This is a genomic window from Chloroflexota bacterium, from assembly GCA_015478725.1.
In the GTDB taxonomy this organism is placed as follows: Bacteria; Chloroflexota; Limnocylindria; order Limnocylindrales; family CSP1-4; genus C-114.
Genome location: JADMIG010000002.1, coordinates 223727 through 250361, shown reverse-complemented (window position 1 = coordinate 250361; position 26635 = coordinate 223727). Strand labels below are relative to the sequence as shown.

The following is a 26635-nucleotide window of genomic DNA, read 5'->3' as shown; positions in this document are numbered from 1 at the left end:
CTTCCTCGGCGGCCAGGTCAAGACGATCCTCAGCAACGTCGGCAAGTCCATCTAGAGCCATTCAGTGAGCGGCTCAGCCGCGCACCGAAACCCATGAACGACCCCGTCATCCCGACGGGGTCGTTCTGTTCCCAGGGCCTCTGTTTCTCGCCAATTCTTCCTAATGGTCCTAGCCCTTTGGTATAGTCGCGCCGCCTTTGGGCGATGCTACAGTGTTGCCACCTGTCACACGGCTGGGGAGAACTCAACTTGAAGCGGTCCAACCGGCTCGTTCTGCTCATCGGCGCACTGCTCGCCGTCGTCGCCTTCGTGGGCGTCGTCCTGCTGCTCAACAATGGCACAACCGGCAGTGGTGGCACACCTGCCCCCACCGCCCCCACGACGGCCCAGGTCGTCTTCGCGAAGGTGGACATCCCGGCCGGGACGGTCATCAGCGCGGACATGGTGGAACTCCGCGCGGTCGCGCTCGCCGCGGCCACCTCGGACTCCATCCCGGACCCGGGCCTCGCGGTCAGCAAGACGATCCGTCGCAGCGTGAAGGCGGGCACGGAGCTCACCTACGGGTACTTCGTCGACCTCGGGACGACGAGCAACGTGACCGACAACCTGCCGCAGGGCCTCCGGGCGATGGCGATCCAGGTGAGTCAGCTCACCGGAGTCGGCACCCTGATCCACACGGGCGACAACGTTGACGTGATCATCGCGATCAAGATCCAGAACACGATCGCGGACACGAAGAACCCGGGCCAGGTCGTCACCGTCGGCGCGGCTCAGCCCACGGTCAAGATGATCCTCCAGAACATCAAGGTCATCGGGACCCTCCTCCCGCCACCCACCCAGACTCCGGCGCAGCAGCAGGCCGCGCCCTCGCCCGGAGCGAGCGCCGTCCCGCAGCAGCCGAGCACGACACTGAACGGCCAGTCGGAGATCGTCGTCGTCGCCGTCACCGCGAACCAGGCGGAGGCGATCCGCTACGCGCAGCTCTACGACGACCCGGCGACCGATCCGATCTCGCTCGTCCTCCGCTCACCGAAGGACTACCTGACCGCGAGCGGGAGCCCGACCATCCCGCCGCTCGACAAGACGGACGGCGTCGTCCTCCAGACCCTCATCGACAAGTACGGCGTCCTCCCGCCGAGCGTCATCCTTCACTGACCTGGCGTCTGCCTGGTCAGCGATCGGTCCCGGCATGGCGGTCCAGCGGCCCTCACCGGCCGCTGCCGCCGATCATCCCACCCCCAGCGCACGCGAGACCATGGCCGACCAGATCCGAGTCCTCATCGTCGACGACATCCAGGAGACGCGCGATCACCTGACGAAGCTCCTCGGGTTCGAGAGCGACATCGAGGTCGTCGGCGCGGCATCCTCCGGTGCCGATGCGCTCGCGCAGGCATCGAGGCTCTCTCCTGACGTCGTCCTCATGGACATCAACATGCCGGACATGGACGGCATCGCCGCCACGGAGCTCCTTGCGACACAGGTGCCGACCGCCTCCGTCGTCATGATGTCCGTCCAGGGTGAGGCGGACTACCTCCGCCGCTCGATGCTCGCCGGCGCCCGGGAGTTCCTCGTCAAGCCGTTCAGCAGCGACGAGCTCACGGCCTCCATCCGCCAGGTCCACGCTCGTGAGCGCGAGAAGGCGATCCGCTACGCGATCCCTGCGGCGACGTCGTCCACCACCGCCGGCAGCGATCGCGAGCCCGGTCTCGTGGTCGCCGTGTTCAGCCCGAAGGGCGGCGTGGGGCGGACCACGGTCGCCGTCAACCTCGCGGTCGCGGTGGCCAACGACCTCGGCAAGCGGGTCGTCCTCATGGACGGCTCCTTCCAGTTCGGCGACGTGGGCGTGTTCCTCAACCTCAACCCGAAGAACACCTCGATCGCCGAGCTCGTGCCGGAGATCCAGGCGGGCGGCGAGATCGAGTCGGTCGAGACGTTCGTCATCAGCCACTCGTCCGGCATCCGCGTCCTTCTGGCCCCGCCGACGCCGGAGACGGCCGAGCTCATCACGCCGACGGGCGTGAAGCGGGTCATCGACGCGCTCCGGGCGACGCACGATCTCGTGGTCGTGGACTGCTCGGCGTTCTTCAACGACACGACCCTCGCGATCCTCGATGCCGCGGATGTGATCCTCGCGATGCTCACGCTCGAAATCACGAGCATCAAGAACATGCGGCTCTTCCTCGAGGTCGCCGATCAGCTCGGTTACCAAGCCCCCAAGGTGCAGCTGCTCCTCAACCGGGCGGACTCGACACTCGGCATCCGGGTGGCGGACGTCGAGCACTCCATCGGCCGGAAGATGGATCACTCCATCGTCAGTGACGGACGGAGCGTCGTGTACGCCTTGAACCGGGGGGTACCGTTCTATCTGTCGAATAGGGAGGCCCAGGTCTCCCAGGATGTCCTTCGACTCGCGACCGCCCTGGTCGGGGAACGAGCCGCCGTGAGCGACGGCCGGAAGGCGATCAGGAACAAGTCGTTGTTCGCATGGCGATAGCAGTGCGGCCCCTCCGGGCCCGAGAGGTGTAGGCGATGTCCCTCCTGAAGCGGATCGAGAGCGCTCGACCGGGAGCCCTTCCGGCGGCACCGGGTACGCCTACGGCGCCGGCCGGACCCGGCGCACCGCCACCACCGGTCCAGACGCCCGCCGGTCCCAGCTCCCGCCTCATGGCGAGCGGGCCGGTCCGGGAGTCGTTCCGGGACGTGAAGTTCCGTATCCAGAGCCGGGTGATCCAGGATCTCGACCCCAAGCTGGACCTCTCCAACCAGGTCGAGGTCAGGCGCCAGATCGAGGAGATCTTCGGCCGGGTCATTGACGAGGAGGGCCTGGCCCTCACCCGCGCCGAGCGGGTCCGGATGCTCGAGCAGATCACGGACGAGATCGTCGGCCTCGGGCCCCTCGAACCGCTCCTCCGTGATGAGAGCATCACGGAAGTCATGGTCAACGGACCGCGCCAGGTCTACATCGAGCGGTCGGGCAAGCTCGAGCTGACGAACGTCGTGTTCCAGAACGACGACCACGTCATGCGGATCATCGATCGGATCATCGCCCCGATCGGCCGTCGCGTCGACGAGTCGAGCCCGATGGTGGACGCGCGGCTCACGGACGGCTCCCGCGTGAACGCGATCATCCCGCCGCTCTCGCTCGTCGGGCCGGTCATCACGATCCGGAAGTTCGCCGCGAGCCCGTTCACCGTCGACGACCTCATCCGCTTCGGGACCGCCACGCCGGAGATGTTCGGCTTCCTCAAGGCGTGCGTCGAGGCGCGACTCAACCTGTTCGTGTCCGGCGGCACCGGCTCGGGCAAGACGACGACGCTCAACGTGCTCTCGTCGTTCATCCCGAACGACGAGCGGATCGTGACGATCGAGGACGCCGCAGAGCTCCAGCTCCGCCAGGAGCACGTCGTCACCCTCGAGTCGCGGCCGCCGAACATCGAGGGTCGCGGTGCCATCCCGATCCGCGAGCTCGTCCGCAACGCCCTCCGGATGCGCCCCGACCGGATCATCGTCGGGGAGTGCCGGTCGGGCGAGGCGCTCGACATGCTCCAGGCCATGAACACCGGGCATGACGGCTCGATGTCGACCGGCCACGCGAACAGCCCCCGAGACATGCTCTCGCGCCTCGAGACGATGGTCCTCATGGCCGGTGTCGATCTCCCGCTCCGGGCGATCCGCGAGCAGGTCGCCTCCGCGGTGGACCTCATCGTCCACCAGACTCGGCTCAAGGACGGCACTCGGCGGATCGTCAACATCACGGAAGTCCAGGGCATGGAGGGCGACGTCATCGTCATGCAGGATGTGTTCGTCTTCGAGCAGACCGGGATCGTGGAGGGCAAGATCCAGGGCCGGCTCAAGGCGACGGGCATCCGGCCCAAGTTCGTCGAGAAGTTCGAGGTGATGGGCATCCAGCTCCCGCCCGGCATGTTCGGCTACATCTAGGGGATCACGATGCCGACGTCCGTCCTCGTCGCCGCCGCAGCCGCCGGAGCGATCGCCCTCATCGCCATCGGGATCGCGATGTCCGCGAGCGGGTCCGGCATCACCTCGCGCCTGGAGCGGTACGCCTCCGGCAAGGAGGAGGTCGACAAGGCGACCGGCCAGGGCGGACTGGCGGACCTCCTCGCCCAGAGCGCGGCGCTCGCGAGTCTCAACAAGGCGATGGAGGAGCGGGATTTCGGGGCGAACCTCGCCCGGGAGATCGCGCGAGCCGACCTCAAGCTCAAGGTGAGCGAGTACCTCGCGTTCTGGGCCGGCACGACCGTCGGTGTCCCGATCCTCCTCCTTGTGCTCTCGATCGCCTCCCCGACGCTGCGCAATCCGCTGTTCCTCATCATCGGCGCGGTCGTCGGCTTCTTCATCCCGCGCTTCTGGCTCGGTCGTCGCAAGAGCGGCCGGCTCGGCGCCTTCAACAAGCAGCTGCCGGATACGATCACCCTCATCGCGAACGCGCTGCGGGCCGGGTCGTCCTTCCTCCAGGCGATCGAGCTCGTCGTCCGCGAATCCCGCCCGCCGATCTCGACCGAGTTCGGCCGGGTCATCCGCGAGGTGAACCTGGGACTCCCGTTCGACGTCGCCCTAGAGAACATGGTCCGCCGGGTCCGCTCGGACGACCTCGAGCTCATGGCGACGGCGATCTCCATCCAGCACACCGTCGGCGGCAACCTCGCCGAGATCCTCGACTCGATCGCGTTCACGATCCGCGAGCGGGTCCGGATCAAGGGCGAGATCCGGACCCTCACCGCGCAGCAGCGGCTGTCCGGCTATGTCGTGGGCTTCCTCCCGATCGGCCTCGCCGGATTCCTCTTCATCGCCGCGCCCGGGTTCATGGAGCCGATGTTCAAGAACCCACCCGCCATCATCGGGTTGCCGGCGGGCATCGTCATCCTCGCCGTGGGCGGCATCATGATGTTCTTCGGGTTCATGATCATCCGCCGCATCGTCGACATCGAGGTCTGACCGTCATGGCCATCCCCGCGATCCTCGTCGCCGCCGTCGCCGCGGGCGCGATCCTGCTCATCGTCCTCGGACTCGCCGGCAGCTCCCCGGTGGACCCGGTCCAGGCCCGCCTCACGCAGCTCGGGTCGATGACGGCGAAGAACCTCGAGGAGCTCGAGCTGCAGGCGCCGTTCCTCGAGCGGACGCTCCGCCCGCTCGCCACCCGCCTCTCGGGGACGGTCGCCCGCGTGGCGAGCGCCTCGTTCACCGCGACGACCCAGAAGCGCCTCGCCCTGGCCGGCAACCCCGGCGACCTCCGCGTCGCCGACTGGCTGGGCGTCAAGGCGATCGGGGCCCTCGTCGGGGCTGGCATCGGCGCGTTCCTCGGGCTCATCCTGCTCGGCGCCGCGCCGATCCTCGGGCTGGCGATGACCGTGGTCGGGCTCATGTTCGGCTACACCGCCCCGGAGTTCTGGCTCGGCGGCCGGGTGAAGAAGCGCCGCCACGCGATCCTCCTCATGATCCCGGATTCCCTCGACCTCCTGACGATCTCCGTACGCGCCGGTCTCGGCTTCGACGCCGCCCTGGCCAAGGTCGTGGAGAAGCTGGATGGGCCGCTCAGCGACGAGTTCCGCCGAGCGCTCGCGGAGGTCCGGATCGGGAAGGCCCGGCGCGACGCCCTTCGGGACATCGTCCCGCGGACGGAGGTCCAGGCGCTGACGAACTTCATCGGGGCGATCATCCAGGCGGAGCAGCTCGGCGTCTCGATCAGCAAGGTCCTCCAGGTCCAGTCCGAGCAGCTGCGGATCGAGCGACGCCAGCGAGCCGAAGAGATGGCGGCGAAAGCGCCGATCAAGATGCTGTTCCCGCTCGTCGGCTGCATCTTCCCGTCGCTCTTCATCATCATCCTCGGCCCGGCGATCATCCTCATCGTCCTCAATCTCAGCACCAATCCCGGCAGCGGGCACTGAATTCGGCGCCAGCCGCGTACGACGCGGTCGCCCGGGAGTCGACGTGGCGCCGGCGGCGCTGATCGTCCGGAACGTCACCCGGACTTCGATCCTCGCCGCGCGGGCGGAGGTCGCGGACGGCCTGCTCGGCAAGTTCCGCGGTCTCATGGGACGGCCGTCGCTGGCCGCTGGTGGGGGCCTCTGGCTGCCCGAGAGCAACGGCATCCACATGATGTTCATGGGGTTCGCGATCGACGCCGTGTTCCTCGGCGGACCGGACGGGGGCGGGCTGCGGCGGGTGGTCGCCGTCCGTTCCGGACTCCGGCCGTGGACAGGCGTCGTCTGGTACGTCCGCGGTGCGCACGGCGTCCTCGAGCTTCCGAGCGGGACGGTGACCGGATCCGGGACCGCGGTCGGCGACACCATCGCGTTCGCGACCGCCTGAGCATCGTCCGTGACGCGCGGGTCCTGGTCCTCCGCGGTCACCTCCGCCCGGCTGTGGTTCGGGTCCCTGCGCACGGCGCTCGGACGCCTCGAGACATCCGGTGCGCTGCCGGCAGCGCTGCTGGCCGCCGGCCTCGTCTACGCGCTCATCCGGCCGCCTGACGCGTATGACGCGCACGCGTACTGGGCGATGGATCCGTCCGACCCGTATCGGAACGCGTCTGCCGGACGCGCCGACGCGTTCCTCTACTCACCGGTCTGGGTCCAGGCGTTCTCGCCGCTCACACACCTTCCGTTCCCCGTGTTCATCGCGGGCTGGACGTTCCTCCTGTTCGCGACGCTCGTCTGGCTCGCGCGGGGGTGGACCGTGGCGCTCCTCCTCGTGCCGGCGGTCGCGTCCGAGGTGGGTTCGGGGAACATCCACCTGCTGCTCGCGGCCGCCATCGTCCTCGGGTTCCGCTGGCCCTGGACCTGGTCGCTCGTCCTCCTCACCAAGGTCACGCCGGGTATCGGGCTCCTCTGGTTCGTCGTGCGACGGGAGTGGCGGGAGCTCGCCATCGCGTTGGGAGCCACCGCCGCGCTCGCCGGCATCAGCTTCATCGTGGCGCCGGGTCTCTGGGGGCAGTGGCTGGATGTCCTCCGATCGAACAGCGGCTCCGGCGGGGCGACCGACTTCGGCCTGACACCGTCCGCGATCCTCGTCCCGCTCGCGATCCGCCTGCCGGTGGCCGCCGCCATCGTCGTGTGGGGTGCTCGCACCTCGCGACGCTGGACGGTCCCGGTCTCCGCGTTCGTCGCGCTCCCGATCCTCTGGATCCTCGGGGCGTCCCTGCTCGTGGGCGTGCTGCCGCTGCTCCGCGAGGCGCGGGCCGGCGGCTCGGCACGGGCCGGCGGTTCGGCGGCCGGGGCAACCGATCGAACTCTGGCTAATCACCACCTACCGAGCGTTATCCGACTCGAATGCGGCGGTCGGGTCGGATCCGGCGCTCGATTCAGCCGGATTCTCGCCGGCTGGCTGGATTCCTCCTGTCGTGCGGGAATCGCGGCGCTGTGCGAGCTCGATCGTGACCGGGTAGTCGCGTAAGCGCCACGCGGCGGGAGTTAGCGTAGATCCAGCCCGACGCGAGGTCCGCCGCACGCGGGCGCCCGCCTCGGCCGCAGCGCGTCACCATTCGAGTGGTGCCGGTCGGCTTGGCCCGCGGCACGTCATCGTTCAGGCCAACGTGCGATACGTCGCCGGTGAGGGCCGGATGCGACGATCAGGCCATGGCAGTGAACGCCATTCGACGGCGCATCGGATCCACGGCCGGACGGCTCCTCGATCTCGCCCTGCCGGCCGCCTGCGTCGGATGCGACCGGGAAGGTGCGCCGCTGTGCGAGGCCTGCCTGCCCGCGCTCCGTGTCCGGGCGGGCATGCCCGCAGGCGTCCCGATCGGCATGCCGTCGGACATCCCGTCGCCGCTCCTCCAGCTCGAGTGGTGCGGTCCGTTCAGTGGTGTCTTCCGTCGTGCGCTTCTCGCGCTCAAGTATCGCGGCGAAGTCCGCCTGGCTGAACCGCTCGGCCATGTGGTCGCGGATCGTTGGCGCGAGGCGGGCGCTGGTGGCGAGCTCCTCGTCCACGTGCCCGTGCACCCCGATCGAGCGCGGGACCGCGGGTATGACCAGGCAGAGCGCATCGCCTCCATCGCGGCTCGCGACCTTCGGCTTCCCCATGTCCACGTACTCGTACGCGCGCGAGCGACGACGGCCCAGTTCCAGCTCGATCGAGCGACTCGCACCGCGAACGTCCGCGGTGCGTTCCGGATCGTGGACGCGGCGGCCCGCCGATCCGTCGCGGGTCGCTGGACGGTCCTCGTCGACGATGTCGTCACGACGGGCGCGACACTCGTCGCGTGTGCGGAGGCCCTTCGCGAGGCCGGGGCGATCGGCGTCTCAGCGGTGACGGTCGCGCGGGAACGGTGACTATCGCCCGGGAACGGTGACCTCCGGACGCGTCCCGGCTCGGCCCACAGGAGCCCGCCCGTTCGCTCGGCGGCAGGCGGACGGTCCCCTCGGGTCTATACTCGCCGAAGGGCGCCGGGCGCCCGTCCGCCTGCGATGGCCGCGCCCACGACAGCGCCAGCGGACCGCTCGGATCGATGCGTCTGGACGGAGGTGCCTCCATGAGGACGATCGTCAAGGGCAAGAACGTCGAGGTTCCCGCGCGGGTCCGGACGTACGTCGAGCGCAAGTTCGCGAGGCTCGAACGCGTCCTCGACGATCGGAGCGACGCGCTCGTCGAGCTCTCCGTGGAGCAGCATCGGAACGGCGACGACTCGCACATCGTGGAGGTCACGCTCGTCATCGACGGCTCGACGCTTCGGGGCCGCGCGGCCGGACCAACGTACCAGGCCGGGCTTGACGACCTCGTCGACAAGATGGAGCGACGGGCGGTCGACCACAAGAAGAAACCCCGTGTTCACGCTCGTCCGGTCGACGAGAAGGACCTCCTCCGGCGGATCGCCGATGGAACCGCGGACAGCAGCCGGGAGACGAGGATCGTCAAGACGAAGCGGTTCGCGATCGAGCCGATGTTCGAGGAAGACGCCGTCGCCGGAATGGAGGAGCTGGGCCACAGCTTCTTCGTCTTCGTCAACGCGGAGAACGAACGGATCTCGATCCTCTACCGCCGCCGGGACGGCGACTATGGCCTCATCGAGCCAGCCGTCGGCGGGGGCTACACGTCGACGATGTCGCGCAACGGACAGGCGGTCACGCCAGCCGGTCCACGCCCCCGACGCGGGTCATGAGTCGCGCGTCCACGAGGTAGCGCCCGGAGCGTGGCGGCGACGACGGGGAGGACGACGGGGACGCGCATGGACCGGGGAGATCTGCCGGTCGGCCGGGGCGCGCGCCTGCGGTACGATGCGGCGCGATGTCGCCCACCCTCCCCGACGACCGCCGGCTCGGCGCGCATCTGCCGCTCGGGGGTGGGATGGTGGGGGCAGTGGAGCGCGCCTCGGCGATCGGCGCCCGGTCGCTCCAGGTGTTCGCCGACAATCCGACCGCCTGGCGCCGGCGGACCGAACCGCCGCGCGAGCTGCCCGCCTTTCGTCGACGTCTCGATGAACTCGACATCCGGCCGGTCGCGATCCACGCCGCGTACCTCGTCAACCTCGCCGGCCCCGAGGAGGAATTCCGCGAGCGCTCGATCGCCGTCCTCGCGAGCGAGCTCCGGGCGGCGGTCGCGTTCGGGGCCCGCTTCGTCAACGTTCACGTCGGTTCGCACAAGCTGACCGGGCTGGACGCCGGGATCGATCGGGTCGGGGAGGGGATCGCGCGAGCCCTTGACGCAGCCGGGGGCGACGCCGCGGACGGCGCGGCAGCGGACGGCGCGATCATCGTCCTCGAGAACTCGGCGGGCGGTGGCGGCGGGATCGGGGTGAGCGTCGGCGAGCTCGCGGCGGTCCTCGAGTCGATCGCCCGACGCGGAGCGGACATGGGCCGCGTCGCATTCTGCCTCGACACCGCCCACCTGTGGGGTGCCGGCCACGATCTCCGACGGCCGGAGACGATCGAGGCGCTGCTCGATGAGTTCGATGCGAGCGTCGGCCTGGACCGGCTGGCGATGATCCACCTCAACGATTCGAAGACGGGCCTGGGCTCGAGGACGGACCGCCACGAGCATCTCGGCGCCGGAACGATCGGCGTCCCGGGCCTCCGACACCTGCTCACCGCGCCGCGGCTCCGCCGCGTGACGTACATCCTCGAGACACCGGGGATGGACGAGGGCTACGACGCGGTCAACATCGCGCGCGCCTACGCGATCGCCGCCGGAGAGCCACTCGAACCGCTCCCGCCGGAGGCGTTCGCGCTCCGCGGCAGCCGCGCTCGAACGGCACCACGCGAGGAGCCCGCGTGATCCGGGTGGATGGATCCCGGCGGGTCGTCGTCTCCGATCGCTGGGCCTGGCCGATCGCTTTCGGCGCGCTCGTCCTGCTCGCCGCGGTCCTTCGACTCGACGGCCTGGCCGGACGTGGCACATGGGATGCCGACCAGGGTCACGACCTGCTCGTCCTCACCGGGTTCGTGCAGAACGGGGTGTGGCCGCTCCTCGGTCCTCCGACCTCGATCGGCGACTTCCATCACGGTGCGCTCTACTACTACCTCCTTGCGCCGGCGGCCTGGCTCGGCGGCGGCGATCCCACGATGGTCGTCCTCGAGATCGCCGTCCTTGGGACAGCGGCGGTCGGACTGGTCGCCGGACTCGCTCGGGCGGTCGGCGGGACGGCAGCCGGCGTCGTCGCCGGTGGCCTCATGGCGGTCTCGGCGACCGCGATCGACGAGTCGACGTTCATCTGGAACCCGAACCTCGTCGCGTTCACCAGCGCGCTCGCCGTGACGGCGGCATGGCGGGCCTGGTCGACACGGCGCGCGAGGTGGTGGCTCCTCGTCGCCCTCGCGGAGGCGGCGACGATGCAATGCCACGTCCTTGGTGCCGTCCTCCTGCCGCCACTCGTTGCGTGGCTCGTCGCGGACCTGCGGCGCCGGTCCGGCCGCGACCGGACGGCGCTTGCGTGGGTCGCCGCGGGAGCGATCGGCCTGGTGATCCTTACCTACGTTCCCCTCGCGGTCTCGGAGCTCCAGAGCGGGTTCCACGAGACCCGGGCGGCGGTCGCCTTCCTCGTGGGTGGCGGCCAGGCCACGGCGGCTGGACCGTTCGTCCGGTTGGTCTTCGTCTCGCTCCGCATCCTCGCCTGGCCCCTCACCGGACTCCTGACCGACGCGCTTGCCGTCGGCGTCACCGCCGCGGTCGGGGTCATCGCCATCGCGGTGTGGCGATCCCGCATGGCCGCCGACCCCGAGCGCGCGCTCGTCCGATGGATCGGCGGCACGCTGCTCTGGAGCTGCCTCGTTCTCGGCCTGACGATCTCCGGCCTCGCGTCCGTCACCCCGCTGCCGGTCGATCACTACCACGCCTTCCTCGACCCGCTCGTCTTCGTCGTCGTCGGGCTCGGCGCGGCCGCGATGTGGCGGCGTCGACCGGTCGATGCGGAGGAGATCGTCGTCCGAAGACGGCCAGCCGTCGCCTTCGGCGGGCAGTCGACCGTGGAGCGCGCCGGGAAGCTCGGCGCCGTCGCCCTCGTCGTGGCGCTCGTGACCTGGAACGTCGTCCACTGGCCGCCCGGTGTCGCGGCGGATGGCGGCTATCCCGCCGCCGAGACCGCAGCCGGACGGATCGCCGCATCGACCGGCACGCGGCCGACCTTCATCGCCAGCCTGCCGGCGTTCAAGACGCCCGAGGCGTATCTCTTCCCGCTCCGCCGCATCGGGGCGACGGTGACGGATCGGGTTCCGATCGGCGGTCCCGCCGGGCCGATCGTTGTGGTCTGCGATTCGCTGTTCGTGGCGGACTGCGGCGGACCGGCCGAGCGTGCGCTCCTCGCCACCATGACGAGCTCAACCACACACGGGGAGCCGCGTCTCGCCGATCGGTTCGTTGCCGCACCGGGTCGGACGATCTCGGTCTATCTGCCCGGCTCCGGTCGGTGAGCCCGGTCGCTGGCGCCCGGGCATGACGAACGCCGGCCCCCCCCCGAGGCCGGCGCTCGCTGTCCCCGAGACCCGGACGTGGAGGCGACCGGGTCGTGCCCTGTGGTGTGCTAGTAGCGTCCCTGCGTCCGGCCGGTCGGTCGGCTGAGGGTTCGGGTAGGGATCATCCGTGGCTGCGGCCCCGCGCCGGCGGTCACCGGAACCCCGGCGCTCGGCGCGGAGGCTCCGTAGCCTCGCATCGGGGGGCGATCCTGGGCGCGGTTCGGCGCATTGTCCGTGTTCGCCGGCGGCAACGGCCGGCCGAAGCGGCGCATCCGGACGGCGAGGTAGTACTCCATGATCTGCCGGACCTGGACCTCGCCCAGTGCCTCGTCGGCGCGAAGGGCGTATTCGACGCGGGCGGTGGGGTTCGTGGGTCCGGCCGAGATGAGGCCGAGATACTGCGTCGTGTCGGCGTCCTCTCGAAGCTCGCGCAGGCCGCGGGCGAGCTTCGTCGCGGTCCCGAGCGACGGCATTCGGTCGCCACGGATGAGACGCGAGATCGTCGAGTGGTCAACGCCAGACTGCTGGGCGAGCTGCCGCTGCGACATCTTCTTGGCCTTGAGCTGACCGCGCAGCCACTCGTTGAAGGCGCGGCTGTTCTGGATCGTCATCGTGCCGTTCGGGCGCTCCGTGGTCGCGGTCGAGGTGGTCCTCGTGCGGCCACTATCGAGCGTGGACCGTCCCCCCTGTATCCCCCGTTCGTACCGGCTCGGAGCGGCGGGCGGGGTATCGCCGGAGCGGCCCGGTGGGGTCGCGAACGATCCGGACGTGCGCCACCCGCCCTCAGGCGGTGGCCACGCTCCCGTCCGGATGGCGAAGCCCGGCGCCTCGGCGCTTCGGCGAGACTGCGTAGACGATCGACCCGATGACGATGATCGAGAGGACGCTGATCGCCCGGTCCACGAGGGTGATGGCGAGCGCTTCCGTCTGCGGCACCCCGTACGCGACCGTGAGCACGGCGATCACGCCCGTCTCGACGACGCCGATGCCCGCCGGGGTGAGCGGCACGGCGGTGAGGAGCGAGCCGGTGAGGGCGACGAAGAACGCGCCACTGATCCCGAGGTGGACGTTCGGGAAGCCGAGTGCCTCGACCACGAGGAAGAGCCGCATCGCCTCCGTCGACCAGATGAGCCCCGTCACGAAGAGGAGCCGCGGCAGTCCTCGCAGGCCGATCGCCGAGAAGACGCCTTCCTCGAAGCGATCGTAGAGTTCGACGAATCGATGCGGCAGGGGCAGCCGGGTGAGGATGCGGCGCCCGAAGTTCCGCATCGTGAGAAGGGCGAGCGCGAGGAGGGCGACGAAGCCAACGCCGATGGCGAAGACCGCCTGGACCGCCGTCGGCAGGCCGTTCCGGAAGCTCACGAACCCCGAGGCGAGGCCGAGCCCGGTGATGGCGAAGAGGTCGAGGATCCGCTCGATGAACACGGTGCCGAACGTCCGCGACAGCGACACGGCGCTGTTGATCTTGAGGAGGTAGGCCCGATAGACGTCACCGAGCTTCGCCGGCACCAGGCAGTTGACGAGCCAGCTGATGAAGATGATCTCCGTCGCGTCGACCACCGCGACACGGAAGCCGGTCGCTCGGAGGAGGATCGCCCAGCGGTAGCCACGGAGGGGGAAGCCGGCATAGAAGACGACGAATGCAGCAAGCAGGAGGGCCGGATTCGCGCCGAGGATTTTGGCCGGCAACTGTTCGAGATGGAACCCGGGCAGATTGGCGGCAAACAGCGCGAGGAGGAGGATCGGGAAGACGAGCGAGATGATGGTCCGGGGCTGGCGGAGGCGGCGCCCGAGCGAGAGCTGGTCCGCGCCCGGATCCGGCTCCCGGGTGCCGTCGGCCTCCGGACGGGGCTCCGCCGAGTCGATCACGATGCGGGCCGCGTCGTCACGCGTCCGTTGCCCCGTGCGCGCTGGACAAGCTTCGCGACAGGGGTGATGAGGCGCACCGCGTACGAGGCGCGGCCGAGCACGAGCTGAGCGCTCGGCAGGGCAGCGAGGAGCCCGCTCGGGCTCGACGGGTCGCCGCGGACGGCCGTGTACGCGACCGCCACCTCAAGGGTCGAGTGGGCGTCCGACACGGCCACCCCCGGCAGGCCGTGGTCGTGGGCGAAGACGGCCGCTCGCTCGTTGCCGGAACCGATGAGGCGGGCATTGTGCGTCTCGATCCAGTCGACGAGCCCCACCACGGCGGCAAGGCCATCGTCCTGGCCGAGCGATCCGCGGTGTCGGTCGAACGGATGTGGCACGCCGACGAGCCCACCCTGGTCTCGGATCATCGCCACGGTCGTGGCGAGTGGGAGACCGGGCGGCACGGCGCGCTTGAGGAATGCGGCGATGAGATCGCCCGCGGCAGTCCGCACCTCCTCCCCGACGATGACCGTGAGGCCCACCGGCGCCGCGTCCCGGGCCCGGAGGGCACCGTCGATGCGATCGTGGTCCGTGATGACGAGGTGGGTCAGCCCGCGCCGGGCGGCCGCACCCGCGACCGCGGCCGGCGAGGCGAGGCTGTCGAAGCTCGCGCTCGTATGGCAGTGCAGATCGATGAACGCGGGGGCGTCGGCCATGACCGGCGCGGCTCAGACCGCCTGGACGAGCGACTTCTTGAAGAAGTCATAGTGCTCGAGGGCGAGGCCCGTGCCGAGGGCGACACAGTCGAGGGGGTTCTCGGCGACGTGGCACGGCACGCCGGTCACCTGGGTGAGGAGCTTGTCGATGTTGCGGAGGAGTGCGCCACCGCCAGACATCACCATCCCCTTGTCGATGATGTCCGAGCTCAGCTCGGGTGGGGTCTGCTCGAGGACGCCGCGGACGGCGGTGACGAGCGACTGGAGCGGCTGCTCGATGGCCTCCATCACCTCCGAGCTCGTGATCGGGATCGTGCGCGGCAGACCAGCAATGAGGTCGCGACCGCGGACCTCCATCTGGAGCTCCCGTTCGAGCGGCAGCGCGGTGCCGATCTGGATCTTCACCTCCTCGGCGGTCCGGTCGCCGACCATGAGGTTGTACTTCTTGCGGATGTACGTGGCGATCGACTCGTCGAACCTGTTCCCGCCGACGCGGAGCGAGGTCGAGACCACGATGCCGCCGAGGGCGATGACGGCGATCTCGCTGGTCCCGCCGCCGATGTCGATGACCATGTTCCCGGACGGGCCGCTGATCGGGACGTTGGCCCCGATCGCCGCCGCGAGAGGCTCCTCGATGAGGTACGCCTCCTTCGCGCCGGCCTTGAGCGCGGCGTCGCGAACGGCGCGTTTCTCGACGGACGTCACGCCGGCCGGGACGCTGATCATCACCTCCGGTCGCGAGAAGCCGATGCGACCCTTGGTGGCCTTGCCGATGAAGAACTTCAGCATCGCCTCCGTGATGACGTAGTCGGCGATCACCCCGTCCTTCATCGGCCGGATGGCCTGGATGTTGCCGGGTGTCCGGCCGATCATCTGGCGGGCCTCCTCGCCGACGGCGACAATTCGGTTGTCGTCGCTCACCGCCACGACGGACGGCTCCTGGATGACGATGCCCTTCCCCTGGACGTACACGAGGACGTTGGCCGTGCCGAGGTCGATGCCGATCTTCATGGGCTGCTGACTGCGGTCCCTTCTGCGACGCGCTCGATCCTCGCTCCGAGATCGAGGAACTTCCGCTCGATGTTCTCATACCCCCGGTGGACGTGGTGCGCGCCGTGGATCGTGGTCATGCCGCGGGCCGCGAGGGCCGCGAGGATGAGCGACGCACCCGCCCGCAGGTCGCCGATCTCCACCTCCGCTCCGTGGAGCTCGCGAGGCCCGGCGATCGTCGCGTGATGGGAGTCCTCGATCGTGATGTCCGCACCCATCCGGCCGAGCTCGTCGAGGAACTCGAGACGGTCCTCGAAGATCGCCTCATGGACGTGGCTCGTCCCGTGCGCCTGGCTGAGGAGGACACAGGTCGGCGGCTGGAGGTCCGTGGCAAAGCCCGGATACGGCGCGGTCGTGACGTCCACCGCCCGATAGTCGGCCTCGGCGCCGGCATGGCCGGCGATGACGATCCGGCCCGCTCCACGTTCGACGCCGACGCCCGCCGCCTCGAGCATCTCGAGGAAGGCGGCGAGGGGTGCCGTCTCCACGCCCTCGAGCGTCACCCGGCCGCCGGTCACCGCCGCCGCCACCGCGAAGGTCCCGGCCTCGATCCGGTCCGGCAGTACGCGGTGCTCCGCGCCGCGGAGACGCTTCCGGCCCTCGATCTCGATCGTGTCCGGGCCCATCCGCTCCACGTCCGCGCCCATCTTCCGGAGGAAGGCGATGAGATCGTCCACCTCGGGCTCGCGGGCGGCCGGCTGGATCGTCGTGTGGCCGTCGGCGAGGACGGCGGCGAGGATCGCGTTCTCCGTGCCCATGACGGACACGAACGGGAAGCGGACGTCGCCGCCCCGGAGCCGGCCCGGGGCACGGGCGAAGTAGTACCCGTTCCGGTACTGGATCTCCGCTCCGAGGGCGCGCATCGCGTCGACATGGAGATTGACCGGCCGCCGCCCGATGCGGTCGCCGCCGGGGTTGCTGATGATGACCCGTCCGAACCGCGACAGGAGGGGCCCGAGGAGAATGAAGCTCGCCCGCATCTTCGCCGCCGCCTCGAGCGGCACGAAGAGCCACTCGACGTCCCCGGAGGCGACCTCGTAGACGTTCGAGTCCGGATGGTCCACGACGACGCCGAGGTCGCGGAGGGTGTCCGCCATGACCCGCACGTCCTCGATCTCGGGGACGTTCGTGAAGCGGCAGCGCTCGCCGGTGAGGGTCGCGGCGGCGAGCAGCTTGAGTGCGGCGTTCTTCGCCCCGCTGATCGGGACCGTGCCGTTCAATGGCCGGCCGCCCTCGATCCGGAAGGCACTCCGCTCCACCGGCTCGGGTCGGTATTCCCAGTGGAACGGGCGTGCGTCGGCCATCGTCGTCGTGTCCCTGAACGAGCGGGGTCCGCGGTGCCGCGTCAGCCGCGGTGCCGCGAGCCCTCGTGGTGACGCCGTTCGGCGACGCGGATCCGGACGAGCTCCCGGCGGAGGGCGGCCCGGGCTGCCGCCAGGTCCGGGCCGTCGTGGGGTCCGTCGCTCAGGGCGCGTTCCGCCTCGCGACGTGCCTCGTTCGCCCGCTCGAGGTCGATCTCCGATGCGAGATCCGCACTCTCGGCCATGACGACCACGCGGTCCGGAAGGACCTGGACGAAGCCGCCGAAGACCGCGAACGACTCCTCGGAGCCGCCATGCCGGATGCGGAGCTCGCCGGCCCCCAGGGCGGCGATGAGCGGCGCATGGTGGGGCAGCACGCCGAGCTCGCCCTCCGAGCCCGGGAGCTGGACGCTGTCCACGCTGCCGCTGTACGCGAGGCGCTCGGGAGTGACGATGTCGAGCGTGAGCGGCATCTCAGCCAGCCAGCTTCGCCGCGTTCTCGCGGACGTCGTCGAGGGTGCCAGCGAGGAAGAACGCCTGCTCCGGGAGCGCGTCGGTGTCGCCCTCGAGGATCTCCTTGAACGAGGCGACGGTGTCGCGGATGGCGACGTACTTGCCGGGCCGGCCGGTGAAGACCTCGCCGACGAAGAACGGCTGGCTCATGAAACGCTGGAGTCGTCGGGCCCGGGCGACCGTCGACTTGTCCTCCTCGGACAGCTCGTCGATGCCGAGGATGGCGATGATGTCCTGCAGATCGCGGTAGCGCTGGAGGACCCGCTTCGTCTCCTGGGCGATGTCGTAGTGCTCCTGGCCCACGACGAGCGGGTCGAGGACGCGCGATGTGGAGGTGAGCGGGTCCACGGCGGGATAGATGCCGAGCTCGGTGATGTAGCGCTCGAGACGGATCGTCGAGTCAAGGTGGCCGAACGTGGTCGCCGGGGCGGGGTCCGTGTAGTCGTCCGCCGGGACGAAGACCGCCTGGAGGGAGGTGATCGAGCCCTTCTTCGTCGACGTGATCCGCTCCTGGAGGCCGGCCATCTCCGTGGCGAGGTTCGGCTGATAGCCGACCGCGGACGGCATCCGGCCGAGCAGGGCGGAGACCTCCGAGCCCGCCTGGGTGAAGCGGAAGATGTTGTCGATGAAGAGGAGGACGTCGCGACCCTCCTCGTCGCGGAAGTACTCGGCCATCGTCAGCGCCGTGAGACCAACCCGGAGGCGGGCTCCCGGCGGCTCGTTCATCTGGCCGAAGACAAAGGCCGTCTTGGCGATGACGCCCGACTCGGTCATCTCGGCGATGAGGTCGTTGCCCTCGCGGCTCCGCTCGCCGACGCCGGCGAAGACGGAGTAGCCCTCGTGTTCCTGGGCGACGTTCCGGATGAGCTCCTGGATGATGACCGTCTTGCCGACGCCGGCCCCGCCGAAGATGCCGATCTTGCCGCCCTTGCGGAACGGGCAGATGAGGTCGATGACCTTGATCCCGGTCTCGAAGACCTCGACCTCCGTGGTCTGCTGGTCGAAGGGCGGCGGCTCGCGGTGGATCGGCAGCGTCCGGCTCGCGCCGACCGGCCCCTTCAGGTCGATCGGGTGGCCGAGGACGTCGAAGACGCGACCGAGGGTCACCTCGCCGACTGGGACGTTGATCGGAGCGCCGGTGTCGCGGACCGGGACGCCCCGGGCGAGCCCGTCCGTCGTGGTCATCGCCACGGTCCGGACCCAGTTGTTGCCGAGGTGCTGCTGGACTTCGCAGACGAGCGGCTCACCTGCGGGTCGTTCGATCTCCACGGCGTTGTAGATCGCCGGGAGCGCGCCGGCCGGGAACTCGATATCCACGACGGCACCGGTGATCTGGATCACCCGGCCGGTCGCGGTGCTGGTGGCGGTCGCCATGCTCGTCGTTGCCTCCTGGGGGCGCCTCAGCGGGACTGGGCGCCGGTTGCGATCTCGATCATCTCGCGGGTGATGTTCGCCTGCCGGACCTTGTTGTACGAGAGGGTGAGGTCCTCGATGAGGTCCTCCGCGTTCTCCGTCGCGTTCTTCATCGCGACCATCCGGCTCGACTCTTCGCTCGCCTTGCTCTCGAGCACCGCCTGGAAGAGGCGGGTCGCGACGTAGCGGGGGATGAGCAGCTCGAGGACCGCCCGGGGATCCGGCTCCCAGATGAACTGGTTGCCGGGGATGCCCGCCGTGTCCGGCCGGGGCACGATCGGAAAGAGCGGGTCGAGCGTCGGCCGCTGGGTGAGCGTGGACACGAAATGGCTGTAGACGATGTCGACCCGGCCGGCCTCGCCGTCGCGGAAGGCGTCCGTGACGAGTCGGGCGAGGGGGACGATGTCGGCGAACGTGGGCCGGTCGCCGTAGCTCGGGAAGTGCGCCTCGATGGGGACGCCGGCTCGGCGCATCGCGTCGCGGCCCTTGCGGCCCACGGTCACGAGGGCGAGGTCGCCCGGGTGATCCGCGATCTCGCGGGCGATGAACCGGACGATGTTCGTGGTGAGCGGTCCGGCGAGCGGCCGGTCCGGGGTGATGAGGACGAGGAGGCGGCGGTCGCCCGCCCCTTCGCCGAGGAGCGGATGGGCGTCGTCGCCGAGGACGGCCGCCACGTCGGCGAGGACCTCCTCGATCTTCTCTGCGTAGGGCCGAGCCGCGAGTGTCGCGTCCTGGGCGCGCTTGAGCTTGGACGCAGCGACGAACTGCATCGCCCGGGTGATCTGCTTGATGTTCCGGACAGACCCGATCCGCCGCCGGATGTCCCGCTGGCTCGCCATGCGCCGATCCCGCTCCGCTCGTCCGGCCTAGGCCAGGAAGCTCTGGCGGAAGGCCACGAGCGCCTCGTCGAGGGCCTTCTCGAGGTCGTCCGTGAGCGCCTTCGTCCGCCCGAGCTCCTCGAGGACGGCCGCTCGCTCGGTCTCGAGGAACCGGTAGAACTGGATCTCGAACTCCTTGACCCGCGGGGTCGGCACGTCGTCGAGCTGGCCCTTCGTCGCCGCGTAGAGGATCGCCACCTGCTTCTCCACCGGGAGCGGCTGGTACTGCGCCTGCTTGACGACCTCGGAGAGCTTTTCCCCCCGGGTCAGCTGATCGCGGGTCGCCTTGTCGAGGTCCGCAGCGAACTGGGCGAACGCGGCGAGTGCCCGGTACTGGGCGAGGTCGAGCTTCAGGGGCGCCGCGACCTTCTTCATCGCCTTGGTCTGGGCCGCCGAGCCGACCCGGCTCACGGAGATGCCGACGTTGAGGGCCGGGCGCTGGCCGGCGTTGAAGAGGTCCGTCTCGAGGAAGATCTGGCCGTCCGTGATGCTGATGACGTTGGTGGGTATGTAGGCCGAGACGTCGCCCGCCTGCGTCTCGATGATCGGCAGGGCGGTGATCGAACCGCCGCCGTTCGCCTCGTTGAGTCGTGCCGCCCGCTCGAGGAGCCGGCTGTGGAGGTAGAAGACGTCGCCGGGGTACGCCTCGCGGCCGGGCGGGCGTCGGAGGAGGAGCGACATCTCGCGGTACGCCCAGGCGTGCTTGGAGAGGTCGTCGTAGACACACAGGGCGTCCTTGACGAGCTCGCCGTCCACCTCGACGCCGACCTCCATGATCTCCTCGCCCATCGCCACTCCCGCGTACGGGGCGAGGTACTGCAGCGGCGCGGGGTCCTCCGCCCCGGCGACGACGACGATCGTGTGCTCGAGTGCGCCGTACTTCTCGAGGGTCGCGACGGTGTTCGCGACGGTCGAGAGCTTCTGGCCGATGGCGACGTAGATGCAGACGAGCTTCTTGCCCTTCTGGTTGATGATCGTGTCGACGGCGATCGCGGTCTTGCCGGTCTGGCGGTCGCCGATGATGAGCTCACGCTGGCCCCGCCCGATCGGGATGAGGGCGTCGATCGCCTTGATCCCGGTCTGGACCGGGGTGTCGACAGAGCGCCGCACGATGACGCCGGGGGCGATCCGCTCCACCGGTCGTGTCTTCGTCGTCGCGATCGGGCCCTTGTCGTCGAGCGGTCGACCGAGCGGGTCCACGACCCGGCCGAGGAGCGCCTGGCCCACGGGCACCTCGACGACCCGACCCGTCGTCTTGACGGTGTCGCCCTCCTTGATCGCCGTCGCGTTGCCGAGGATGACCGCCCCGACCGTCTCCTCCTCGAGGTTCAGGGCCATGCCGCGGATCCCGTTCGGGAACTCGAGGAGCTCGGACGAGAGGGCGCCGTCCAGCCCGTAGATCTGGGCGATGCCGTCGCCGACCTCCACGACCGTACCGACGCTCCGCGTCTCGGTCGCCGTGTCGAACGCGTCGATCGCGGACTTGATGATGCTCGTGATCTCGTCTGAGCGGATGGCCATGGGTTCTCCGATCCTTCGTGTCGGGCAGCACGGCCCGTTGATGCGCCGGCATCCGGCGCGTGGGCCCTAGCGGCTTCCCGCCACGAGCTGATCGCGGAGCCGCTCGAGGCGGCCCCGCACACTGGCATCGATCATCCGGTCGCCGAGCCTGACCGTGAGCCCGCCGATGAGGGCAGGGTCGATGGCCGTGGCCAGGCGCACCGTCTGGCCGGTCATCGCCTCGATCCGTCGCTGAAGCGCGGCGGTCTCATCCGTCTCGAGCGGCGTGGCGCTCGTGACGGTCGCGGCCACGATGCCGCGCATCCGGTCGAGCGACCGACCGAACTCCGCGGCGATGGCCGGCAGGAGAGCGAGCCGGCCCCTCGTGTCGAGGAGCCGGACGAGATTAAGGGCGGGCCGGGCGATCCGGCTGCCGAGCAGCTCAGTGAGGAGCCGCTCGCGGTCCGCCAGCGGCGTGGTGGGGTTGTCGACGACGCGCGCGACGCGCGCGTCCGAGACGATCGCGGCGGCGAGTCCGAGGTCCGTCGCCCATCGATCGTGGCTTGCGTCGCGGGCGGCGAGCTCGAACGCCGCTTCAGCGTAGCGTCGGGCGGCGCTCCCTGGTCGAGCCATCGTCGCGGTCCTCGTCAGTTCCGCGAGCCGTTCGCCGCCGACTCACGGAGGAAGTCCTCCACGAGGCGCCGCTGGAGCTCGCCGGTCATCGAGGCGCCGACGACCTTGCCGGCGGCCGCGAGCGCGAGGTCGGCCACCTCCGCGCGGAGGTCAGCCACCGCCCGCTGCTTCTCCGCCTCGATCTCCGCCGTCGCCCGCTCACGCAGGCGGTCCAGCTCCTCACGCGTGGCCGCGATGTCCGCGTCACGCGTCTCCTGGGCGACTTTCTGGGCGCGATCGAGGATCTCGCGGGCCTCGCGGCGCGCCTCAGCGAGCGTCGAGAGTCGCTCCTGCTCCGCGTTCGCCCGGTCAAGCCGCGCCTGCTCGGCGTCCGCCAGGCCCTGCGCGATCCGCTCGCGCCGCGAGCGGAGCATCTGGCTCAGCGAGCGTCCGAACAGGAGGTTGAGGAGAACGAGGAAGAGGAGGAAGTTGAGCGACGAGACGATCACCCAGAAGAAGTTGATCTGAAGGCCGGCCGCGCTCGTGCCCGCGGCCGCGGCGGCCTGCGTCGCGACGGCGTGGAGCGGCGGTCCGGCGAGGGCGAGCGGGTTCACGCGACCGTCCCGTGCCGCCTACTTGAGGACGAGTGCAAGGATGCCGACGACGATCGCGAGGACGCCGAGGCCTTCGGCGAACGCCGCACCGAGGATGAACGTCGCCCGGATGTTCGCGGTCGCATCCGGATTGCGGCCGATGGCCGCCGCGGCCATGCCGGTGAGGATGCCGATGCCGATGCCGGGCCCGATGACTCCGAGGGCCGCGAGGCCTGCGCCGAGTGGTCCCATTGATTCTTCCTCCTAGAACGCCGGCCTGGACCGGCTCCTGCGCCCGGCCTTCGACCGGACCTGGGTGGGTGGTGACGTGCCGTGGCGTTGGTCCGATCAGTGGGCGGGCTGCACCCCCGACAGCGGCGCGCCGAGGCTGCCTTCCGGCAGGTCGGCGAAGGCGGGAGCCGCGTGCGCCTCTTCGCCGTGACTCTCGACCGCGATGACCGTGTACATGAGCATGAGGGTCGAGAAGATGAGCGCCTGGACGAAGTTGAGGACCCCTTCGAGGAGCATCATGATCGCGGGCGCGGCGGCGATCGAGAGGGCGGTGATCACCCCGAGCGCCACCTCCCCGCCGAAGATGTTGCCGAAGAGACGCATGGACAGCGTGACCGGTTTGATGAACTCGAGCATGAGCTCGATGAGCCCGACGAAGAGGGCGATCAGGCCCGCGCCGATCCCCTCCCGAAAACCGCTGAAGACGAAGAATTTGCCGAGATAGGCCCGCACGCCCAGGGTCCGGAACCCCTGGCCCTGGAAATACACGAATACGACGAGGGCAAGCCCGATCGTCACGTTCACATCGCTCGTGGGTGCCCGGAGCGCCTCGATCTTGCCGAAGAACGGGATGAGGCCACTCCAGTTCGAGACGAGGATGAAGAGAAAGAACGCGATGAAGATGGACATGTGCCGGCGGGCAGGCTCACCGCCGAGGGAAACGGCCCAGTCCTCGAGCTTCTCGAACGTCATCTCGACGAAGTTCTGGAGCCGGCCGGGGATGTCCGTCATGGGCCGGGTGGCGAGGTAGCCGAACAGCAGGATCGCGGCCATCACGAGCCAGGTCGTGAAGATCGGGGCGGAGATGCTCGGGTGGAACGACAGGATGGCGCTCGGGTCCACGGCGGAGTTCGGCGCGAGGTCCCAGACCACATGGGGCGCCGGCAGTTCGAGGTTGGCGCCGATGAGATCGCTGATCCCGGTGATGGACTGGCCCGGTTGATCCTTGGGGTACGGCGGGACCAGGAAGAAGGCCGCGATGTCGAGGACGATCACGAGCAGGACGAAGCGCCAGAGGCTGCGTCGGAGAAAGCTCGGCCGTGTGGACGCCGCATCGTCCGCGGTCGCGACAGCGATCGCGCTGGTCGCGGCGGTCGTCGCGGATGGGCTCGCGGCGGCGGTTGGGCGGGGATCGCTCGACAACGATGGCTCCACTCACGGACGCAGCGTGACCGCCGCGTCGCTCAGTCTTCGTCAGTCGGCCTGTCCGGGGCGGTCGGCCGGGCTGGTGTTTCGAACCGGGCGAGGAAGCGTGTCACGAGACGGTACATCGCCCACGCTCCCACTCCCGCGCCCATGAGGAACCCGCCGATGACGAGCGCCGGAGAGGTCCCCAGCTGTCGATCGATCCAGTCCCCGGTGAGGGCGCCGGCCAGGGTGGTCACCAGGAGGACGATCCCGATCTCGGAGAAGAGGGCGAGGTAGGCTCCCGCCTGACCAGGCTCGATCATGGGCTCCCTGACAACGGCGGGCGGAGTATAGCAGCTGCCGATCGGAGGTCGGGCCGCTGTGTCGGCGGATGTGGCAGCGTGCGGGCACGGGCCCGGCGACGCGGCGGCACGTGCTCAGCCCGCCTGACCCCGCCGCGAGCGATCCGTCTCGCGCCGGGTGACGACGAACAGGGCGAGGCCGGACAGGGCGAGGAACAGGAGGAAGGACGCCACCTGGCCCGCCGCCGGGAGGGTGAGGGCGAGCACCCCCAGGACGGCGCAGATGCCGTAGATAAGGAGGACGGTCTGCGTGTGCGACAGGCCGAGGTCGAGGAGTCGATGGTGGATGTGGCCGCGGTCGGGCGTGAACGGCGATCGGCGTGCCGCGATCCGGCGGACGATGATCCAGAACGTGTCGATGATCGGGACGCCGAGGACGAGGAGCGCGACCGCCACTTTCGCCGAGCCGAGGATCGACAGGAGGGCGAGGGTGTAGCCGATGAACATGACGCCGCTTGTGCCGGCGAAGATCGTCGCGGGGTGGAAGTTCCAGCGCAGGAATCCGGCGAGCGCACCCACCAGCGCGAAGCACAGCGCGGCCACGAACGGCTGACCCTCCGGACCCACCGCCACGGTCAGGCTGATGAGCCCGAGGGTGAGCGCGGCGATGAGTCCGATCCCGGACGACAGGCCGTCGAGCCCGTCGATGAAGTTGATGCTGTTGATCATGCCGAGGATCCACACGACGGCGAAGACCACGGCGATCGGACCGTCGAGCGCGATGGTCCCGCCGAGCGGGTTGTTGATGACGTCCGGTGTCGCACCGAACGCAACGGCCACGACCGCGACCGCGAGCTGACCGCCGAGCTGCCAGCGGGCGCGGAGCTGCCAGCGGTCGTCGAGCGCCCCGACGAGGGCTGCGAGTGCGCCGCCGACCACGAGCGCGGTCAGCTCCGGTGTCCCGATCGTGGTGGGCGGCCGGAGTGCGCCCTCGCCGCGGTTGATGACGAGGAAGGCGAGCATCGCCACGATCGAGGCGACCGCCACCGCGATCCCGCCGCCGCGTGCCACCGGGCTCGTGTTGACCCGGCGCTGGTCCGGCAGGTCGAGCAGCGCGAGGCGATGGGCGAAGCGGCGCACGAGCGGCGTGAGCCCGAACGAGAGAACACCGGCGAGCAGGAGGACCCCGAGAAGGACCGGCAGCGCCTCCGCCGCGCCGACGGCGAATCTCACGGCGGCGTCACGCCCGGGCGAGCCCCGGCACCGGGAACCGGTCCACGATCTCGCGGACCTCGGCGGCGAGCCGAGCCTGCTCGGCAGGCTCGTCCCGACTGGCGATCGCAGCGACGATGATCCGCCCGATCTCGCGCATCTCGGCAGGGCCGAATCCGCGGCTCGTGGCGGCAGGGGTGCCGACCCGGATCCCGGACGCGATGTTCGGCGGGTTCACGTCGAACGGGATGGCGTTCTTGTTCACGGTGATCCCGATCTCGTCGAGGAGTCGTTCGGCCTCCCGGCCCGTCACCCCGAGCGGCGTGACGTCGACGAGGATGAGATGGTTGTCGGTGCCGCCGCTCACGAGCCGCGCGCCGTTCGAGGCGAGCGTCTCGGCGAGGACGCGGGCGTTCTCGATCGTGCGCTCCATGTCCCGCCGGAAGCCGTCCGTGAGGGCCAGCTGGAAGCCGACGGCCTTGGCCGCCACGACGTGCATGAGCGGCCCGCCCTGGACGCCGGGGAACACGCTCCGGTCGATCGTCGCCGCGAGGTTCGGCCTGACCATCGGATAAGCGGCCGGGTCCGCCGTCGAGGGCAGCTCCCTGCGGCTGAAGATGAGCCCGCCCCGCGGCCCGCGGAGCGTCTTGTGCGTCGTCGTCGTGACGAGGTCGCTGTGGGGGAACGGGCTGGGATGCAGTCCCGCCGCCACGAGCCCGGCGATGTGGGCCATGTCCACCCAGAGGAGCGCGCCGACGCCATGGGCGATCTCCGCCATCCGCTCGAACTCGATGATCCGCGGATAGGCGGACGCACCGGCGATGATGAGCTTCGGGCGGACCTCGCGGGCCTGGATGGCCAGCGCGTCATAGTCGATCCGCTCGGTGTCCCGCCGGACTCCGTAGCCATGGATCTCGAAGTAGCGGCCGCTGAAGTTGAGGGCCATCCCGTGCGTGAGGTGGCCGCCCTGGTCGAGCTTCATGCCGAGGACCCGGTCGCCCGGACTCACCGTCGAGAGATAGACGGCCATGTTCGCCTGGGCACCGCTGTGAGGCTGGACGTTCACGTGCTCGGCGCCCGGAAAGAGGCGCAGGGCGCGTTCCTGGGCGAGTCGCTCGGCGACGTCCACGAACTCGCAGCCGCCGTAGTACCGCCTGCCCGGCAGCCCCTCGGCGTACTTGTTCGTGAGCGATGAACCCTGAGCTTCCATGACGGCCGCGAACGTGTAGTTCTCGCTCGCGATGAGCTCGATCTTGTCGTGCTCGCGCGCTCGCTCCCCCTCCATCGCCGCCCACAGGTCCGGGTCGATGTCCGCGATCCGCGCCCACGCGAGTTCCGTCGAGCCGGTCAGCACCATGTCCTGATCCTCATCTGG

27 protein-coding genes are annotated in these 26635 nt (G+C 69.9%); 11 read left to right on the top strand and 16 right to left on the bottom strand.

What is annotated here, in order from left to right:
• Window positions 1-249: 249 nt before the first annotated feature.
• The 11 genes from cpaB (at window position 250) to IVW53_03945 (ending at window position 11861) form a co-directional block, all read left to right on the top strand.
• The gene (gene cpaB, locus IVW53_03995; protein MBF6604725.1) at window positions 250-1155 is read left to right on the top strand and encodes a Flp pilus assembly protein CpaB; all 906 of its coding nucleotides are present in this window, start codon (window positions 250-252) and stop codon (window positions 1153-1155) included.
• Window positions 1156-1255: 100 nt separating this feature from the next.
• The gene (locus IVW53_03990; protein MBF6604724.1) at window positions 1256-2494 is read left to right on the top strand and encodes a response regulator; all 1239 of its coding nucleotides are present in this window, start codon (window positions 1256-1258) and stop codon (window positions 2492-2494) included.
• Between the two features lie 35 nt (window positions 2495-2529).
• Window positions 2530-3939, top strand: a complete 1410-nt coding sequence (locus IVW53_03985) for a CpaF family protein (protein ID MBF6604723.1) — start codon at window positions 2530-2532, stop codon at window positions 3937-3939.
• A gap of 9 nt (window positions 3940-3948) precedes the next feature.
• Window positions 3949-4956, top strand: coding sequence for a type II secretion system F family protein (locus tag IVW53_03980; protein MBF6604722.1), 1008 nt, complete (start codon window positions 3949-3951; stop codon window positions 4954-4956).
• A 5-nt stretch (window positions 4957-4961) separates the two neighbouring features.
• Window positions 4962-5906: a type II secretion system F family protein gene (locus IVW53_03975; protein ID MBF6604721.1), complete on the top strand. Its 945-nt coding sequence runs from the start codon at window positions 4962-4964 to the stop codon at window positions 5904-5906.
• 145 nt (window positions 5907-6051) lie between these two features.
• Window positions 6052-6330, top strand: coding sequence for a DUF192 domain-containing protein (locus IVW53_03970; protein MBF6604720.1), 279 nt, complete (start codon window positions 6052-6054; stop codon window positions 6328-6330).
• Between the two features lie 9 nt (window positions 6331-6339).
• Window positions 6340-7413 carry a DUF2029 domain-containing protein gene (locus IVW53_03965; GenBank protein ID MBF6604719.1) on the top strand — a complete coding sequence of 358 codons (1074 nt, stop codon included), beginning with the start codon at window positions 6340-6342 and terminating at the stop codon, window positions 7411-7413.
• Between the two features lie 182 nt (window positions 7414-7595).
• Window positions 7596-8291, top strand: coding sequence for a ComF family protein (locus tag IVW53_03960; protein MBF6604718.1), 696 nt, complete (start codon window positions 7596-7598; stop codon window positions 8289-8291).
• Window positions 8292-8491: 200 nt separating this feature from the next.
• Complete coding sequence (raiA, locus tag IVW53_03955) at window positions 8492-9118, top strand: ribosome-associated translation inhibitor RaiA (protein MBF6604717.1); 627 nt, start codon at window positions 8492-8494, stop codon at window positions 9116-9118.
• Between the two features lie 125 nt (window positions 9119-9243).
• Entirely contained in the window at window positions 9244-10230 is a 987-nt protein-coding gene (locus tag IVW53_03950; protein MBF6604716.1) for a deoxyribonuclease IV, read from the top strand.
• The gene (locus IVW53_03945) at window positions 10227-11861 is read left to right on the top strand and encodes a glycosyltransferase family 39 protein (protein ID MBF6604715.1); all 1635 of its coding nucleotides are present in this window, start codon (window positions 10227-10229) and stop codon (window positions 11859-11861) included. The genes IVW53_03950 and IVW53_03945 overlap by 4 nt, the downstream gene beginning before the upstream one ends.
• Window positions 11862-11971: 110 nt before the next feature.
• On the opposite strand, the gene IVW53_03940 is transcribed toward IVW53_03945, so the two are convergent.
• From IVW53_03940 to IVW53_03865, 16 genes are all read right to left on the bottom strand, one after another.
• Complete coding sequence (locus IVW53_03940) at window positions 11972-12514, bottom strand: helix-turn-helix transcriptional regulator (protein MBF6604714.1); 543 nt, start codon at window positions 12512-12514, stop codon at window positions 11972-11974.
• Window positions 12515-12686: 172 nt separating this feature from the next.
• The gene (locus IVW53_03935; GenBank protein MBF6604713.1) at window positions 12687-13772 is read right to left on the bottom strand and encodes a flippase-like domain-containing protein; all 1086 of its coding nucleotides are present in this window, start codon (window positions 13770-13772) and stop codon (window positions 12687-12689) included.
• On the bottom strand, window positions 13769-14467 hold the full coding sequence (locus tag IVW53_03930; protein MBF6604712.1) for a PHP domain-containing protein: 699 nt from the start codon (window positions 14465-14467) through the stop codon (window positions 13769-13771). Before IVW53_03930 ends, IVW53_03935 begins: the two co-directional genes overlap by 4 nt.
• Before the next feature lie 12 nt (window positions 14468-14479).
• Window positions 14480-15478: a rod shape-determining protein gene (locus IVW53_03925; GenBank protein ID MBF6604711.1), complete on the bottom strand. Its 999-nt coding sequence runs from the start codon at window positions 15476-15478 to the stop codon at window positions 14480-14482.
• Window positions 15475-16821 carry a UDP-N-acetylglucosamine 1-carboxyvinyltransferase gene (gene murA / locus IVW53_03920; protein MBF6604710.1) on the bottom strand — a complete coding sequence of 449 codons (1347 nt, stop codon included), beginning with the start codon at window positions 16819-16821 and terminating at the stop codon, window positions 15475-15477. Before murA ends, IVW53_03925 begins: the two co-directional genes overlap by 4 nt.
• Window positions 16822-16862: 41 nt before the next feature.
• Window positions 16863-17291, bottom strand: a complete 429-nt coding sequence (locus IVW53_03915) for a F0F1 ATP synthase subunit epsilon (protein ID MBF6604709.1) — start codon at window positions 17289-17291, stop codon at window positions 16863-16865.
• A 1-nt stretch (window position 17292) separates the two neighbouring features.
• Window positions 17293-18705 carry a F0F1 ATP synthase subunit beta gene (gene atpD / locus IVW53_03910; GenBank protein ID MBF6604708.1) on the bottom strand — a complete coding sequence of 471 codons (1413 nt, stop codon included), beginning with the start codon at window positions 18703-18705 and terminating at the stop codon, window positions 17293-17295.
• Window positions 18706-18731: 26 nt separating this feature from the next.
• Window positions 18732-19583 carry an ATP synthase F1 subunit gamma gene (gene atpG, locus IVW53_03905; protein ID MBF6604707.1) on the bottom strand — a complete coding sequence of 284 codons (852 nt, stop codon included), beginning with the start codon at window positions 19581-19583 and terminating at the stop codon, window positions 18732-18734.
• 27 nt (window positions 19584-19610) lie between these two features.
• Window positions 19611-21143 (bottom strand): F0F1 ATP synthase subunit alpha, encoded by a 1533-nt coding sequence (locus IVW53_03900; GenBank protein MBF6604706.1) that lies wholly within the window; start codon window positions 21141-21143, stop codon window positions 19611-19613.
• A 66-nt stretch (window positions 21144-21209) separates the two neighbouring features.
• Window positions 21210-21755, bottom strand: coding sequence for a F0F1 ATP synthase subunit delta (locus IVW53_03895; GenBank protein ID MBF6604705.1), 546 nt, complete (start codon window positions 21753-21755; stop codon window positions 21210-21212).
• Window positions 21756-21769: 14 nt separating this feature from the next.
• The gene (gene atpF / locus IVW53_03890) at window positions 21770-22348 is read right to left on the bottom strand and encodes a F0F1 ATP synthase subunit B (protein MBF6604704.1); all 579 of its coding nucleotides are present in this window, start codon (window positions 22346-22348) and stop codon (window positions 21770-21772) included.
• An 18-nt stretch (window positions 22349-22366) separates the two neighbouring features.
• Entirely contained in the window at window positions 22367-22579 is a 213-nt protein-coding gene (locus IVW53_03885; protein MBF6604703.1) for an ATP F0F1 synthase subunit C, read from the bottom strand.
• Window positions 22580-22675: 96 nt separating this feature from the next.
• Window positions 22676-23761, bottom strand: a complete 1086-nt coding sequence (locus IVW53_03880) for a F0F1 ATP synthase subunit A (protein ID MBF6604702.1) — start codon at window positions 23759-23761, stop codon at window positions 22676-22678.
• Window positions 23762-23802: 41 nt separating this feature from the next.
• The gene (locus tag IVW53_03875; protein MBF6604701.1) at window positions 23803-24069 is read right to left on the bottom strand and encodes an AtpZ/AtpI family protein; all 267 of its coding nucleotides are present in this window, start codon (window positions 24067-24069) and stop codon (window positions 23803-23805) included.
• 114 nt (window positions 24070-24183) lie between these two features.
• Entirely contained in the window at window positions 24184-25281 is a 1098-nt protein-coding gene (locus IVW53_03870; protein ID MBF6604700.1) for an undecaprenyl/decaprenyl-phosphate alpha-N-acetylglucosaminyl 1-phosphate transferase, read from the bottom strand.
• Window positions 25282-25288: 7 nt separating this feature from the next.
• Window positions 25289-26617 (bottom strand): serine hydroxymethyltransferase, encoded by a 1329-nt coding sequence (locus IVW53_03865; GenBank protein ID MBF6604699.1) that lies wholly within the window; start codon window positions 26615-26617, stop codon window positions 25289-25291.
• Between the last annotated feature and the right edge of the window lie 18 nt (window positions 26618-26635).